Genomic DNA, 14,865 nt, shown 5'->3' on the forward strand with positions numbered 1-14,865 from the left:
TGCACTATTAATGAGGCATATTAGGAATTAAGTATGCTCTATTAATGTGGCATTAGTATAGTTTATGACTCATTAAATGAGCAACACAGGTCAAACTACAACCGCCTGCTCCAGCCGCAATCCGCCACGCGCCGTGTCCAGCGTGACCTGTGCGCCCAGCGGCAAGGTCAGGTTCGGATCGCCATGGCCGCTGGGCCATCCGGCCAGCACCGGAATGCCGCGCGAGCGGAACTGGTCGAGTACCAGCGGATACAGCAGCCCCTGCGCCTGGGCATCGTCGCCCGGCACGCCGAGGATGCGGGTGAAGTTGCCAACCAGCACGCCTTTGAGGTCGTCGAACTTGCCAGCGGCGGCCAGTTGGCTCAACAAGCGGTCGATGCGGGGCAAGGCTTCGTTGACGTCCTCGATGAAAAGAATTCCGCCGCTGGTGTCGATTTCGCTATCGGACCCGATCAGTGCGCCGATCAGCGCCAGATTGCCCCCGATCAGCCGCCCGGTCGCCGTGCCCGGTATCAGTTCCGTGGCGGTGGCATAGGGCGGCGGCGTGATCCACGCCCCCTGCCCCACCTGGCCGCTGACCATGGACAGCAAATGCGATTCGGTGGGTTCACGCTTGCCGGCCAGCAGGTCCTGCGCCAGCATCGGCCCGTGGAACGTGACGAAGCCGGCGCGGCGCTGCATGGCCAGGTGCAGCGCCGTGATGTCGCTGTAGCCGATGAACGGCTTGGGGTGGCGGCGCAGCAGATCGAAGTCCAGCTGATCCAGTAGGCGCCACGAACCGAAGCCGCCCTGCAGGCACCAGACGGCGCCGATATCCGGCGCGGCGAAGGCCGCATGCAGGTCGGCCAAGCGGTCGGCGTCCGAACCCGCCAGATAGTCATAGGGGGCGTCCAGCCGCGAACGCGAGGCCGGCATGACCTGCGGCACGTAGCCACGCGCCAGCAACCATTCGGCTGCGTCATCCGCGGCATCCAGCGCGGCGGACGCGGGCGCCACGATGGCGACGCGCGCACCGGGCTTGAGCGCGGGCACTGGCGTTGCTGCGCCGCTGGCAACCGGGGGCGCCGCGGAACCGGGCTTGGCCGATTGCGGCGCGCGGCGCGGCGGCGGCTTGGGCGCCGCGCAGCCGGCCAAGGCCGCGGACAGGCACAGGGCCCCGGTGTTGATCAGAAAACTCCTGCGTCCGGTATTTCGCTGCGGTCGCTGGCCTTGCGGCGCTTGTTCCATGGTCATCCCTGCTGCCGTCAGAAACGTTCGTAATCCAGGCGGTAGCGCCACTGGCCGAGGGCCAGGCCCGCCATCGGCAGGCGGCCGATGCGGATGCGGCGCAGGGCCTGCAGGCGCAATCCCGCCGCGTCGCACACGTATTCAATGAAGCCGGGCGCAGGCGTCTTCAGGGCGAAGCGCAGATGGGTTTCGTTCTGCCAGCTGACCTTCATGGGCGTGGCGGCGCGGCCGTCATAAGCCATGCCGCGCTGCAGGCGCGCCAGGTCGGCGGCGCTGAGCTGGCCGGACACCTGGGCCACGTACTCCTGCTCCACGTAGCGCCCTTCTTCCACCAGCTTGCGCGCGATCGGGTATTCCTGCGTGTAGACGACCAGGCCGCTGGCTGCGCGTTCCAGCGGCGTGACCAGCTTCAGGCCATTAAGCATGCGCTTCAGGTAGCGCTGCCCGGAACGGTCGCCGGGCATCAGGTTTTCGGGCAGGATCAGGTCGCGCGCAGAGCCGGGCTCGTCATTGGCGTAGAGGCCGGCGGGCTTGTGCAGCAGGATGGTCACGGGACGCGCGTCTTCCAGGCGCGCGCCTGGCAGCAGGCCCACGGACTGGCCGGGCGCCACCCGATAGCCCGGCTCCTCGACCTGCTTGCCATCCACGGCGACCCAGCCGCCTTCTATGTAGCGTTCTGCGTCGCCGCGCGAGCAGGACAGTTCGGTGGCCAAGCGCTTGGCCAGGCGTACGCTTTCGCTCATCGCACCACCGCCTTGTGCTGGGAAGCCGCGGGGCCGGGCGTGGAGTCCGGCCATGAATCGAGCCGCAGTTCGGACCGTGATTCGGACCGCAGTTCGGACCGGAAAGAATAGCCGCCTTGCAGCGGCGCCAGTGGGTGCATCGTCATGAGGTATTGCCGGGGTGTTGCCAGAAAAGCGGGCCTTGCGCCCGCGACGTGAGGCAGATGTTACGCCCTTCCCCGGCAGGCTGCCGGCCGCGGCCTGGCTGGCAGCCGATGCGGGCGGCGTTCAGACCGGCGGGAATTCGGCGTGTCCCGCGGGCGTTGCCGCCGGTTGCGTTTCCGCGTCCAGCGCGGCGGGCGGCGGCACTTCGTCGATCCAGGCCTTGAGCAGCGTATGGGTCACCGCCAGGATCACCGGGCCGATGAACAGGCCCACGATGCCGAAGGCAAACAAGCCGCCCAGCACGCCCACCAGGATCAGCAGCAAGGACAGGTTGACCCCGCGCTTGATGAGCAGCGGCCGCAGCAGGTTGTCCAGCATCGCCACCAGCACCGACCAGACCAGCAGCACCGCGGCCGCCAGCTTCATGTCGTTCTGGAACAGCCAGACCACGCCGGCCAGCATGGGCAGGAAAGGCCCCAGTTGCGCCAGGCACAGCATCACCATCAGCGCGGTAAGGATGCCGGCAGCCGGCACGCCCGCGATCCACAAGCCGATCCCGCCCAGCCCGGACTGCACGACTGCGGTCACGACGATGCCCAGGGCCACGGCGCGTATCGCCTGCCCGGCAAGCTTGACGGCCGCCAGGCCGCGCTGGCCCGCCAGCCGGTTGAAGAAGCGCCGCACGAAATCGACCGCCACTTCGCCCTTGGTGTAGAGGATGCCGGCCACGACCACCGTGATCAGCATGTGCATCATGAAGGCGCCGACGATGGCGGCATGCCCGAGCAGCCAGGCCGCGGCGCTGGTCAGGTACGGTTCCAGTTTGGCCAGCAGGCCGCCGGCGCCGGCGTCCGACAGGGTCTGCCATTCCTGCGCAATCTTGGGGCCGACCAGCGGAATGCCGTGGACCCAGGCGGGCGGCGCCAGCAGCGCGTAGTCGGGCAGGCTCTTGACCGCCGCCATGATCGAGCTGCTGTGCAAGGCCAGCGTCGAGATCACCTCGTAAAGCGGCAGCACGATGACGAACAGCAGGATGACCAGCATCGTCAGGGTGCCCATCCAGCGCCGCCCGCCGCAATAGCGCTGGATCGCCAGCATGACCGGCCAGGTCGCCACGACGATCGTGGTTGCCCAGACCAGGCCGGGCAGGAACGGGCGCAGGATGTAGAGGCTGCCTGCCATCAGGCCGGCCAGGATCACGATGACGAGGATGATGCGGGCGAGATCGACCGTCTGGCGTGGAAGAGGATTCAACCGCTGCTCCTGACAGGGCCGGCAGCCCTGGTTTGTGGCGCATCGATGCCGGTTGGGCATATGCCCGGTTGGTACACCTGAATGCGTCTTTGGCGAATTTATCCGAAAATCCGGCGCGTATATATACCGGCCGCCCGCAAGCGGCGCCGCCTGCGGCTAACGCGGGGCGCCCGCGCCGTCGCCCGCGCCCTGCGCGCGGATCAACGTGTAGGCGATGTAGTACTTGTAGATGTTGCTCACGTACTGCACCGTTTCACGCCCGATGCGCTCGGCTGCCACCCGTTCCACATTGTCGAACCAGACGTTCGGGTCCAGTCCGCGGGCGGCGGCGTCCTTGCGCAATTGGTTGATCCGGCCGGGGCCGGCGTTGTAGGCCGCGAAGGCGAACAGCCCCTTGTCCAGGTCCGTCATGGGCTCTTTCGCGTAGTACTGGTCGATCATGAAACGGATGTATTTGACGCCGCCATGGATGTTGTATTCCTCGCGCCGGATGTCACCTACTTTCAGTTCCTTGCCGGTGGCCGGCATGATCTGCATGACGCCTATCGCCCCGACCGAGCTTTTGGCGCCCTGGTCCAGCCGGGACTCCTGGTAGCCCTGCGCCATCATCAGCAGCCAGTCTATGTTGTATTGGTCGCCGTACTTGCGGAAGAAGTCAGCGAGGCGGTGGAATTTTTCGATTTCCTCCGGATCGGTGGCGGCCTTTACCCACTTCACGGATTTCAGGTACTTGGTCAGCTGCTGGTTGCCGAAAGAGGTGCCGACGCGGTTCTTCTCCATGAAGGGGTTGAGCGCCGCCGCGAGCTTGGGCGAGTTCTTGCGGAAGGCGAAGGCAATATCGCTGCCGCTGTCGACCTCCAGATTTTCGTAGACCCGGATCTGCGGGAAGATCTGTTTCCAGAAATTCGCCAGGTAGCGGTCGGCGACCGTGTACTTGACCAGGTCCGCGCTGGCCATCTCCAGGATGTCGTCGGTCTCGAAAGTGCCCGGCGCGTCACGGATGATGGCGGGCTTCAGGCCCCTGGCCGCCAGATCCGCGTTCAGCTTCTTGACGCTGCCGTAGTAGCTGCTGACGGGGCTGATGAAGAGCTCCTGCCCGGAAAGGTCGTCCAGCGACTTGAGTTCGGGCGCGCCTGGCGCGGCCACGACCAGCTCCCGCACGCCCGACGCCAGCGGGGTGGAAAAGTCCACCAGCTTCTGGCGTTCTTCAGTGACCGTCAGATTGGCGGCGATGATGTCGCCCTTGCCCGCCAGCAGATCGGGAATCAGGCGTTCGCGCGAGGTCGGCAGGAACACCACGTACACGCGGATGTTCTTGGTCTTGAGCTGCCGGTTCAGGTCGTTCTCGAACTCGGTCATCATGTCCGCGATGATGCCGCGCTGCGTGCCGCCTTTGTCCAGGAAGTACAGGGTCTTGTTGTAGGGCACCAGCACCCGGACTTGCCGGCGCTTGACCATGCCGTCGAAGTCCCCGGTCCAGGGCTTCATGTTGTAGGCCAGCGCCAGCGGGTCGCCTTTGGCCTTCGCCGTCTGGGCGTATCCAGGCGATGGAGGCAACCACAGCAACAGCGCGCAAAGCATCGAGGCAATCACGCGAAATGACATAGTTCCTCCGGCCGGCCCGGTTACTGCGGCAAGTCAGGTATGCCGCGCGGCAAGGCGCGTTGCGCGCCGGGCCGTGGCTACAACAATATCGGGCGGCCGGGGTTCATGCAACGGATTCTTTCCGCTGCGGCGTGCAATGCGGACGGCATCCAACGGGCCTCTAGGGCTGCGCGGGTTTCGGCGGCGCATGACCGGCGTCCTGCCGCTGGGCCTGCGCCATCAGATGCCGGGTCAGCTCGCCCAGTTGTTCGTCCTTCCCTTTCAACTGCGCGAGGCAGTCGGATGAGCGTTGCTCGGCAGCCGCCAGCCGGGATTCCAGCGTCCTTTCGCGATCGCGCGCCGCCGTCAAGGCCGTATCGGCCGCGGCCTGATCGGCTTGCTGGCGCACTTGCATAGCCTGGACTTCGGTGCGCAGGGCTTGCGCCTCTTGTTCCGCCTGGCGGCGCTGATGCTGTTCCTGTTCCAGCCCCTTGCGCGCCTGCGCCGCCTGCTGTTGGCTGGCTGCCTGCGCGTCGTCCAGCCGTGCCTGCAAGCGCTTGACCGTGCCGCGTTCGCTGTCCAGCTCATTGAGCCAGCGGCGTTCGTGGGCGGTATGACGGGTTTCCAGCGTATCGAGCGCTTGCGCATGCTGGGCGCGGATCTTCTCGTTCTCCGCCAGCGCCGCCTGCGTGGCGCTGCGGGCGTCTTCCAGCTGCAGCTGGTTGCGCCTGAGCAGTTCGTCGCGTTGGCGCAGTTGCTGTTCGGCCGACTGCAGCCGGTCTTCGGCGGCCGCCAATTGGGAGGTCGCCACCCTGAGGGCTTCCTGCAGATCCTGTTCGCGGTGCGCTAGCTGGGCTTCGCGTTGCTGCAGCTGTTCGGCGTCCGAGGCCAATTGCTCCCCTTCCCGCGCCAGTTCTTCCCAGCGCCCGCGATAGGCCTGTTCCTGTTGGGCGCGGGCCTCGGACAAGGCGGCTTCCCAGAAGTGCGAGGCGGCCTGCGCCACGGGATCCGGGACGGCAGCCGGCGCTGCAAACGCGCCCGGGTCCTTGATGCGCGCGCCCAAGGCCCGGAACCAGGTTTCCAGATAGGGGCTGACGGTATTCGGCGAGCCCCGGCCGATCTTCTGTCGCACCCGTTCGATGGTGGGCCGCGCGCCCTCCAGCAGCAAGGCGTCGGCGGCGGTCCAGACGTCAGTTTCGGTAATTCCGGTGGCCATGCGCTTGCTCCGTGCCGAATTCGGCATTTGCGGGATAATTACCCACGATAATGGAACCTTATCGAGAGTAATTCAATATTTATGTTAGATATCATACAGCATACATAATAATATGTATGAAATGCGATTTCCCACCCTCTTCAACCATGACACAGCTGAAAACGCAGGCACCGCTGCCCGTTCTGGACCCGCTCACCCTGGACGCCCAGGCCGATGCCGCCGCCAGCGCGCTGTTGCGCGAAGGCAGTTCGGCCAATACGGTCGCCAGCTACCGCGCCGCCATCCGCTACTGGAGCGCCTGGTTCGAGCTGCGCTATGCGCGCCCCTTTGCCCTGCCCATGCCGGAAGCCGCCGTGATCCAGTTCGTGGTCGACCATGCTCAGCGCTCCACCGAGCAAGGCCTGAAATGGGAATTGCCGCTGGCGTTGGATCAGGAACTGGTCCGGCTCAAAGCCAAAGGCAGGCTGGGCGCGCCCAGCCTCAACACGCTGCTGCAGCGCATTTCCGTGCTGTCCAAGGCGCACGAACTTCAAGGCCACCCCAACCCCTGCCGCGCGGCCGCGGTGCGCGAGCTGCTTGCCAGGACGCGGCGCGCCTATGCCCGGCGCGGCGTGGCTCCGGCCAAGAAGGTGGCGCTCACGCGCGAACCGCTGGAGGCCATGCTGGCCACCTGTGACGATTCCCTGCGTGGCATGCGTGACCGCGCCCTGCTGCTGTTCGCCTGGGCCAGCGGCGGGCGCAGGCGCTCCGAAGTCGTTCATGCCACGATGGAAAACACGCGGCGCACGGCCGAGGGGTTTCTGTACGCGCTGGCGTATTCCAAGACCAACCAGGCGGGCGCCGTCCGCGCCAATGACCAGAAGCCCATCGTCGGCGTGGCTGCCCAGGCGCTTGACGCCTGGCTGCGCGCCAGCGGCATCACGCAAGGTCCGCTGTTCCGGCGCGTGCGGCGCGGCGACGTGCTGGGCGAGCCGCTGGCCGCGGCCGCGGTACGGGACATCGTGCAGGAACGCTGCAAGCTGGCCGGCCTGGAAGGCGAGTTTTCGGCGCACAGCCTGCGCTCGGGATTCGTGACCGAGGCGGGACGGCGCAACGTGCCGCTGGGCGACACCATGGCCATGACCGGACATGCCAGCGTGGCCACCGTCATGGGCTACTTCCGCGCCGGGGCGGCGGCCGAATCGCCCGCGGCCCGGCTGCTGGACGAGCCGGACGCCCCGCGCGGGTAAAATCCCGCGCACTCGCCGCAACCCGAATCCTGCCCGACACGATCTTCATGCGAATCAACCTACGCGGGCTGGTGCTTGCGCTTACCGTATGCAGCGCCCTCGCCGCCACCGCCAACGCCCTGTACGCCAGTTACCGGGTGCAGCGTGAACAGCTCATCGCCAATACGCTGGAATCCAACCGGGTGTACGCCGCCAAGCTGGCGGAGAGCGCGGGCACCTTCCTGGACTCGGCCCTGCAGCAACTGGAGTACAGCGCCCGCCATGTCGCCTGGCGCTTCGATGCGCCGGAAGTCTTGAACGCGGAAGTCGCGCGCCTGCGGGAGCAGACGGACAGCTTCAACACGGTCGCCATCATCCGCGCCGACGGCGTCATGGTGGCGGCCAGCCAGGCCATCCGCAGCTTCCAGGGAACGCGGGTCGACAACGCCGCCAGCCGCATGGCGCTGCAGACGCGCAAGCCCCTGATCAGCAAGCCCTATGTGTCCGTTGCCGGCAACCTGCTGATCAACGTCTCGTATCCCATTCATTCCGAGGGCGGCATCTACCTGGGCTACGTGTCGGGTACGATCTACCTGCGCAACGAAGGCGCGCTGCACAACCTGCTGGGCAAGCATCCCTATCAGGACGGGTCTTATCTGTACGTGGTGGATAACGAGGGGCGGCTGATCTATCACGCCGAGAACGACCGCGTCGGCGAGGACGTCACCAGCAATCCCGCCGTGGCGGCGGTGATGCGCGGGGAGGATGGCGCGCAGCGCCTGATCAACACGCGCGGGGTGGACATGCTGGCCGGCTATGCCCACGTCTCGCGCAGCGGCTGGGGAGTAATCGCGCAGCGCCCGGCGTTGGCCACGCTGGAACCCTTGCACGATCTCATCTGGGCGCTGATCCGCTACGCGGCGCCCTTCGCCCTGCTGTTCCTGTTGGCGATCTGGTGGTGTGCGCGCAAGATTTCGCAGCCGCTGTCGCAACTGGCCACCAATGTCGAGCACCATGACATGGCGGTGGCCATGCAGCGGGTGCGCTCGGTGAAGGCCTGGTATTTCGAGGCCCAGCGCCTCAAGCGCGCGGTGATCCGCAGCTATTCCAGCCTGCAGGACAAGATCGGCAAGCTCAATCAGGCCAGCATCACCGATCCGCTGACCGGGCTGCGTAACCGCCGCGGCACGCGCCAGGCGGTGGATGCGCTGCAGGCGGCGGATACGCCCTTTGCCGTGATCGCGCTGGACATTGACCATTTCAAGCAGGTCAACGACACCTACGGCCACACGGTGGGCGATGAGGCGATACAGGGAATGGCGCAGTTGATGCGTGATTGTTCGCGCCCGACCGACATACTCTGCCGCAATGGCGGCGAGGAATTCCTGATCCTGCTGCCCGGCGCCGGCCCCAGGGAAGCGACGGGCATGGCTGAGCGCCTGCGCAAGACCACTGAGATGCGCCGTGCGAGCGGCTTACCGGATATCACGGTATCGGCCGGCGTGGCGCACTGGCCGGCGGGCAGCGCGGACGTGGATGAGGTCTTTCGAGCTGCCGATGCCGCGCTGTACGCGGCCAAGCAGCAGGGGCGCAACCGCGTGGTGACGCACGCGGGCTGACGCCCCTGCCCGCCCGGCGGCTATTTCAGGGTTGCGGCAACGCCAGGTCAGGCGTCCTGGTCGTCGGTGGCATCGGCGTCCGCGGCAACGGTCTTGATGTCCGCTTCCTTATTGGTCTCGGGCGCCTTCCAGTCCAGGGGAGGAATCTCGAATTGCCACTTCTTGCCAACGAGTTGATGAGACATGAACGTTCTCCTGTTCAGGACGCATGGCTTTCCCCCGCGCAAAGCGCAATGCATGAGATTCGTGCGTGCCATGGATGCTGTTTCCAATGGATGCCATCGGAGCGCGGGGGGCATGCGCGCAGGCAACGCAAACGAAAATGGCGGCCGCGGCCGCCAGCGACTTACAAATCTTCTGGCACTTGGTTTTGTTGTGATTTTGCCGAAAGATGCTGAATTTTAGCATTAAATTGCCTGAAATAGCAAGCGATTCTGGCGTGGACCACAAAGGCCGGCGCCCTGCCCCTGACGCGTCGACGCCGGCAATGGCCAATGACGCAAATGCCCCCGCAACATGACGCGATCGCCACTCCCGCTGCCGGACGGGCCTCCATACACTGGATGCGCCCATTGTCCGGAGACTGATCGTGACCCACGCTCCCATCGAGGGCGGCTGCGATTGCGGCGCGGTCCGCTACCGCCTCGCCAGCCCGCCCATGTTCGTGCATTGCTGCCATTGCACCGTGTGCCAACGGCACGCCGGCACCGCCTTTGCGATGAACGCGGTGATCGAATCCGACCGCGTGCACCAGTTGCGGGGCGAGCTGCGCCGCCATCCCGCAGACAAGAACGCCAATGATGGCGAGACGGTCGTGGTCGTGCGCTGCGCGGCCTGCCTGGGCCTGTTGTGGAGCCATCACCCGGGGTTCGGCGAAACGGTGGCGCTGATCTATGCGGGCACGCTGGACCGCGCCGCCGACTTCCCGCCAGGCGCGCATTGCTTCGTGCGCTCCAAGCACCCGTGGGTGGGCATACCGGACGACGTGCCGGCGGCCGAAGCGTTCTACGACATGGACGCCTGCTGGCCCCAGGCCGCCAGGCAGCGCCTTGACGCCGCGCTGGCCGGCAGCCCGCGCAAGCCCTGGACGCCCAAGGGCTGAATACCCCGCCGCAACAACGCGCGGCGCAACGCCGCAACACCCGTCTGAGCGCCGCGCATCGACCCTGCCCGCAATCCTCGCGCGCTTAGGGATTTCCCCCGTTTTTGCGGAAGAAAAGCCTGTTTGGCGCATATCCCGTGTCCCTGAAAGGTGAACGGAAGTTTGAATTCCTAGACTTCCGCGTTCATTCAAAAGTCAGCTTTTGTTCAGAACGTAGTCAGGCAAAAGCACAACAACGGGAGGACTACAGATGCAATCCAAACGCAGCGCCGCGCGGCGCGAAGTCTGGGCCGCCGGCACGATGATCGTGCTGGGCCTGGGCGCCATCGCGCAGGCATCCACCTACAACATCGGCAGCCTGGCGCGCATGGGGCCAGGGATGTTCCCGGCGATCCTGGGCGTGCTGCTGGTGCTGTTGGGCCTGATGATCGCGCGCATGGCCGCGGCGCCCGCGGCAGCCGATGACGACGCCGAGGACGAGCCTCCGCCCGACTGGCGCGGCTGGGGCTGCATCATCGGCGGACTCATGGCCTTCATCCTGGTGGGCAAATACGGCGGCCTGGTGCCCGCGACCTTCGCGCTGGTCTTCATTTCCGCGATGGGCGACCGCCAGCACACGCCGCGCAGCGCGGCGCTGCTGGCCGCCGGTGTGACCGTGCTGGGCGTGGCCGTTTTCTCCTGGGCGCTGCAACTGCAGTTTCCGCTGTTCCGCTGGGGCTGATCGATGGAAATCTTCAACAACCTGATGCACGGGTTCTCCGTCGCCTTCGCGCTGGACAACCTCATGTGGGCCGTGTTCGGCGTGTTCATGGGCAACCTTATCGGCGTGCTGCCGGGCATGGGCGTGCTGGCCGCGATCTCCATCCTGCTGCCGCTGACCTACACCATGACGCCCACGGCGGCGCTGGTGATGCTGTCAGGCATCTACTACGGTTCGCAGTACGGCGGCGGCATTACCTCCATCATGCTGAACCTGCCTGGCACCGCATCACACGCGGTGGCCTGCCTGGACGGCAATCCGCTGGCGCGCAACGGCAAGGCTGGCTCGGCGCTGTTCATGCTGATGTTCTCGTCGTTCTGCGGCGCGTCGGTCGGCATCCTGGCGATGATTCTGTTCTCGCCCATGCTGGTTGACGTGGCCTTCAAGTTCGGCCCCGCCGAGTACTTCTCCATGATGATGCTGGGCCTGCTGGCCGGCGCCACCTTGGCCAAGGGGTCGGCGATCAAGGGCGTGGCGATGGTGGTGGTGGGCCTGCTGCTGGGCGTGGTGGGCACCGACGTCAACACCGGCACGATGCGTTTTCACTTCGGCATCCTGGAACTGTCCGACGGCCTGCAGATCGTGGCGCTGGCCATGGGTCTCTTCGGCGTGGCGGACTTCCTGAAGAACATCAACCGCATCGGCGGCGACGCCAAGGTGACCACCGCCAAGATCAGCATGAAGTCGATGCGCCCCGAAGCCGGCGACATCAAGCAGTCGCGCGGCGCGCTGGTGCGCGGCACGGCAATCGGCGCGGCCTTCGGCATCCTGCCCGGCACCGGCCCTACCATCGCCTCGTTCATTTCGTATGCGACGGAAAAGAAGGTGGCGCGCGAGCCGCGCCGCTTCGGCCGCGGCGCCATCGAGGGCATCGCCGGACCGGAAGCGGCCACCAGCGCCTCGACCCAGACCAGCTTCATTCCCACCATGAGCCTGGGCATCCCTGGCGATCCGGTGATGGCGCTGATGCTGGGCGCGCTGATCATCCACGGCATCCAGCCGGGACCGCAGATGATGGTGGAGCACGCCGACATGTTCTGGGGGCTGATCGCCAGCTTCTGGGTCGGCAACGTGCTGTTGCTGCTGTTGAACCTGCCGCTGATCGGCATGTGGGTGCGGCTGCTGACGGTGCCGTTCCGCTACCTGTTCCCGGCGGCGCTGTTCTTTGTTTGCGTGGGTGTCTACAGCACCAACAACAATCTGTTCGACGTGGCCATGGTGACCTTGTTCGGCGCGGCGGGCTACGCGCTGATCCGCATGCGCTTCGAACCCGCGCCGCTGTTGCTGGGCTTCGTGCTTGGCCCCATGGTGGAAGAGAACTTCCGCCGCGCCCTGCTGCTGTCGCGCGGCGACCTGACGATCTTCGTCTCGCGGCCCATCAGCCTGGGCTTCGTGGTGGCGTGCGTGGGGTTGATTGCGCTGCTGGTGGTGTCGGCCATGCGCCAACGCAAGCAGCGTGTGGGCCTGGCGCAAGCGGAGTCTTCCGCCTGACGACTGCCGCTGCGTGGCGACGGGCCGGCTCCTGCGGGGCCGGTCCGTATGCGCTTCAGGCGTCGGGCGCGGCCAGCGGGCCGGCGGTGTGGCCGTCGATATGGCCCAGCGTGCGCCCGGGATCCAGACGATCGCGCACGCGCTGCTTCAGTTCCTTGGCCGAGGGGAAGCCGCCATCGCTCTTGCGGTCCCAGATCAGGTCGCCGTTGTAGGTGACCTGGAAGATCCCGCCGGTGCCGGGCTGCAGCACGACCTCGCCCAGATCGATGGAAAAGGTGGACAAGAGTTCCTGGGCCATCCAGCCGGCGCGCAGCAGCCACTGGCACTGCGTGCAGTAATGGATGACGATGCGGGGGCGCAGGGCGGGTGTGTTCATAGCTGGAAGATTCTACGCCGGTTCATGGATAATATCGGGTTTTCCCGGGTCTGCGATGGACCCCGAGCCTGCCATGAAGTCTGCATTATCACCCCGCGGCCAACGCTGGCTGATCGGCCTCCTGATGGGGCTGGTCACGCTCACGCCCATGGGCATCGACATCTATCTGCCCTCCCTGCCCGTCATGGCGCAGGATTACGGCCAGCCCGTCACCGCGCTGCAAGCCAGCATCACCCTCTTCATCTTCGCCGTCGGCGTGGGCCAGATCCTGATCGGCCCGCTGGCCGACCGCTATGGCCGGCGGCCAGTTGCGCTGGGCGGCGCGCTGGCGTATCTGCTGGGCTCGGCGCTGGGCGCCGCGGCCACGTCGCTGGACGTGTTCTATGCCGCGCGCGTGATCCAGGGGCTGGGCGCGTGCTCGGCCTCGCTGGTGGCCTTTGCCGCGGTGCGCGACTGCTTCAGTCCCGCGGTGGGCGCGCGCGTCTACAGCTATTTGAACGGCGCCTTGTGCACCGTGCCCGCGCTGGCGCCCATGGTGGGCGGCGCGCTGGCCGTGCATGCGGGCTGGCGCAGCACCTTCGTCTTCATGGTGCTGTTCGCCCTGACGCTGGCAGGTTTTCTGGCGATCCGCTTCGAGGAAACGCGCGCCGCGCCTCCCAGACAGCAAGGCCCGCTCTACAGCCTGCGCCGCTATGCGCCGATCGCGGCCAGCGGACGCTTTCTGTACTTCGCGGCGTTCGGCATGGCCGGCATGGCGATGATCCTGGTGTTCGTATCCGCCGCGCCCGTGGTGCTGGTGCAGCAGCTGGGCTATTCCGAACTGGGCTTCTCCGCCTGGTTCGGCGGCAACGCGGCGATCAACATCGGCGCCTTCTTCCTGGCTCCCGCCTTCATCGCGCGCTATGGCCGCCACACCATGGTGCGCGTGGGCATGGCCGCCCTGCTCGCGGCCGCCGCCATGCACCTGGCCGCTTGGCTGTGGCTGCCCTTGTCGGCCTGGATCTTCATGTTGCCGGTGGCGGTGTTGACCGTGGGCTTTTCGCTCGCGCTGGGATCCGGGCTGAGCCTGGCGCTGGAGCCCTTCGCCGAGCGCGCCGGCACCGCGGCCGCGGTGTATGGCTTGTTCCAGATGAGCGGATCGGCCGTCATCGCCACCCTTTTGCTGGACAGCGGCATGGCGCCCCAAGCGGCGATGGCGCTGATCGGCGCGGTCATCGTCGGGCCGCTGCTGTGCCTGTCGCCGGGCATGGCGCGGCGCCTGGCTGCGGGCTGACGCCGAGCCGCGTAACCCTCTACTATCCAGGGATAGCCCACCCTGGAGACGACATGAATAACGAACAAGCGGCGCAAGAGCCGATCCTGGCGCGCCACGCCGAAGGCGGCGTGGTGACGCTGCGCCTGAACCGCCCGGGCCAGTTCAACGCGCTGTCCGAAGGCATGCTGGCCGCGCTGCAGGCGGAGATCGACGCTTTGTCGCGCGATGCCGGCGTGCGCTGCGTGGTGCTTGAATCCAGCGGCCGGGCGTTCTGCGCCGGCCACGACCTGCGCGAAATGCGCAGCCAGCCCTCGCTGGATTATTACCGCGACCTTTTCAGGAAATGCAGCGCCGTGATGCAAGGTTTGCAGGCATTGCCGGTGCCGGTGATCGCCAAGGTGCACGGCATCGCCACCGCGGCGGGCTGCCAACTGGTGGCCAGCTGCGACCTGGCCGTGGCGGCCGACACGGCGAAGTTCGCGGTGTCGGGCATCAACGTCGGCCTGTTCTGCTCCACGCCCGCCGTCGCCCTCAGTCGTAACGTATCGGCCAAGCGCGCCTTCGAAATGCTGGTGACGGCGCGCTTCATCGATGCCGGCCAGGCCAGGGATTGGGGCCTCATCAACGACGCTGTGCCCGAGGCGCAACTGGACCAGCGCGTGCGCGTACTGGTGGATGACATCCTGGCCAAGAGCCCCACGGCCATCCGCTACGGCAAGCGCATGTTCTACAAGCAGCGGCAGATGGCGCTGGCGGATGCCTACGACTATGCGGGCGACGTGATGGCGCGCAACATGATGGAAGCCGACGCCTGCGAAGGCATAGACGCCTTCCTGCAAAAACGTCCGCCGCGCTGGCAGTCCTGATTCGACGCCGCGGGGCCGCG

15 protein-coding genes are annotated in these 14,865 nt (G+C 66.5%); 7 read left to right on the forward strand and 8 right to left on the reverse strand.

Going from position 1 to position 14,865, the window contains the following annotated elements; translation table 11 throughout:
- Window positions 1-90 precede the first annotated feature (90 nt).
- From IB258_RS03140 to IB258_RS03165, 6 genes are all read right to left on the reverse strand, one after another.
- A complete protein-coding gene (locus IB258_RS03140) occupies window positions 91-1,032 on the reverse strand; it encodes an LD-carboxypeptidase (RefSeq protein WP_192352237.1) in 942 nt (313 codons plus the stop codon).
- 212 nt (window positions 1,033-1,244) lie between these two features.
- Window positions 1,245-1,970, reverse strand: coding sequence for an RNA pseudouridine synthase (locus IB258_RS03145; protein WP_054454369.1), 726 nt, complete (start codon window positions 1,968-1,970; stop codon window positions 1,245-1,247).
- On the reverse strand, window positions 1,967-2,116 hold the full coding sequence (locus IB258_RS03150; RefSeq protein ID WP_192352129.1) for a hypothetical protein: 150 nt from the start codon (window positions 2,114-2,116) through the stop codon (window positions 1,967-1,969). The genes IB258_RS03145 and IB258_RS03150 overlap by 4 nt, the downstream gene beginning before the upstream one ends.
- 121 nt (window positions 2,117-2,237) lie before the next feature.
- Window positions 2,238-3,368: an AI-2E family transporter YdiK gene (gene ydiK, locus IB258_RS03155; RefSeq protein ID WP_054454367.1), complete on the reverse strand. Its 1,131-nt coding sequence runs from the start codon at window positions 3,366-3,368 to the stop codon at window positions 2,238-2,240.
- Between the two features lie 156 nt (window positions 3,369-3,524).
- Complete coding sequence (locus IB258_RS03160) at window positions 3,525-4,973, reverse strand: transporter substrate-binding domain-containing protein (protein WP_192352130.1); 1,449 nt, start codon at window positions 4,971-4,973, stop codon at window positions 3,525-3,527.
- A 160-nt stretch (window positions 4,974-5,133) separates the two neighbouring features.
- Window positions 5,134-6,168 (reverse strand): DNA-binding protein, encoded by a 1,035-nt coding sequence (locus tag IB258_RS03165; protein ID WP_192352131.1) that lies wholly within the window; start codon window positions 6,166-6,168, stop codon window positions 5,134-5,136.
- A gap of 146 nt (window positions 6,169-6,314) precedes the next feature.
- On the opposite strand from IB258_RS03165, the gene IB258_RS03170 reads away from it, so the two are divergent.
- Together IB258_RS03170 and IB258_RS03175 are read left to right on the forward strand one after the other, a co-directional pair.
- Entirely contained in the window at window positions 6,315-7,397 is a 1,083-nt protein-coding gene (locus IB258_RS03170; protein WP_192352132.1) for a site-specific integrase, read from the forward strand.
- Window positions 7,398-7,444: 47 nt separating this feature from the next.
- Window positions 7,445-8,995: a sensor domain-containing diguanylate cyclase gene (locus IB258_RS03175; protein ID WP_192352133.1), complete on the forward strand. Its 1,551-nt coding sequence runs from the start codon at window positions 7,445-7,447 to the stop codon at window positions 8,993-8,995.
- Between the two features lie 47 nt (window positions 8,996-9,042).
- Here IB258_RS03175 and IB258_RS03180 read toward each other — a convergent pair whose 3' ends face one another.
- Window positions 9,043-9,180 carry a hypothetical protein gene (locus IB258_RS03180; protein ID WP_192352134.1) on the reverse strand — a complete coding sequence of 46 codons (138 nt, stop codon included), beginning with the start codon at window positions 9,178-9,180 and terminating at the stop codon, window positions 9,043-9,045.
- Window positions 9,181-9,584: 404 nt separating this feature from the next.
- On the opposite strand from IB258_RS03180, the gene IB258_RS03185 reads away from it, so the two are divergent.
- From IB258_RS03185 to IB258_RS03195, 3 genes are all read left to right on the forward strand, one after another.
- Window positions 9,585-10,097 (forward strand): GFA family protein, encoded by a 513-nt coding sequence (locus tag IB258_RS03185; protein ID WP_054454352.1) that lies wholly within the window; start codon window positions 9,585-9,587, stop codon window positions 10,095-10,097.
- Between the two features lie 250 nt (window positions 10,098-10,347).
- Window positions 10,348-10,818, forward strand: coding sequence for a tripartite tricarboxylate transporter TctB family protein (locus tag IB258_RS03190; RefSeq protein WP_192352135.1), 471 nt, complete (start codon window positions 10,348-10,350; stop codon window positions 10,816-10,818).
- A 3-nt stretch (window positions 10,819-10,821) separates the two neighbouring features.
- Entirely contained in the window at window positions 10,822-12,348 is a 1,527-nt protein-coding gene (locus IB258_RS03195) for a tripartite tricarboxylate transporter permease (protein ID WP_054454346.1), read from the forward strand.
- 55 nt (window positions 12,349-12,403) lie between these two features.
- Here the strand turns inward: IB258_RS03195 and IB258_RS03200 are convergent, their stop codons facing one another.
- Entirely contained in the window at window positions 12,404-12,724 is a 321-nt protein-coding gene (locus IB258_RS03200; protein WP_054454343.1) for a SelT/SelW/SelH family protein, read from the reverse strand.
- Window positions 12,725-12,797: 73 nt separating this feature from the next.
- On the opposite strand from IB258_RS03200, the gene IB258_RS03205 reads away from it, so the two are divergent.
- Entirely contained in the window at window positions 12,798-13,997 is a 1,200-nt protein-coding gene (locus tag IB258_RS03205; protein WP_054454857.1) for a multidrug effflux MFS transporter, read from the forward strand.
- Between the two features lie 53 nt (window positions 13,998-14,050).
- Window positions 14,051-14,845, forward strand: a complete 795-nt coding sequence (locus IB258_RS03210) for an enoyl-CoA hydratase (RefSeq protein WP_192352136.1) — start codon at window positions 14,051-14,053, stop codon at window positions 14,843-14,845.
- Window positions 14,846-14,865: the final 20 nt, after the last annotated feature.

Source organism: Achromobacter sp. ACM02, from assembly GCF_014851605.1.
GTDB classification, from domain to species: Bacteria; Pseudomonadota; Gammaproteobacteria; order Burkholderiales; family Burkholderiaceae_B; genus Achromobacter; species Achromobacter aegrifaciens.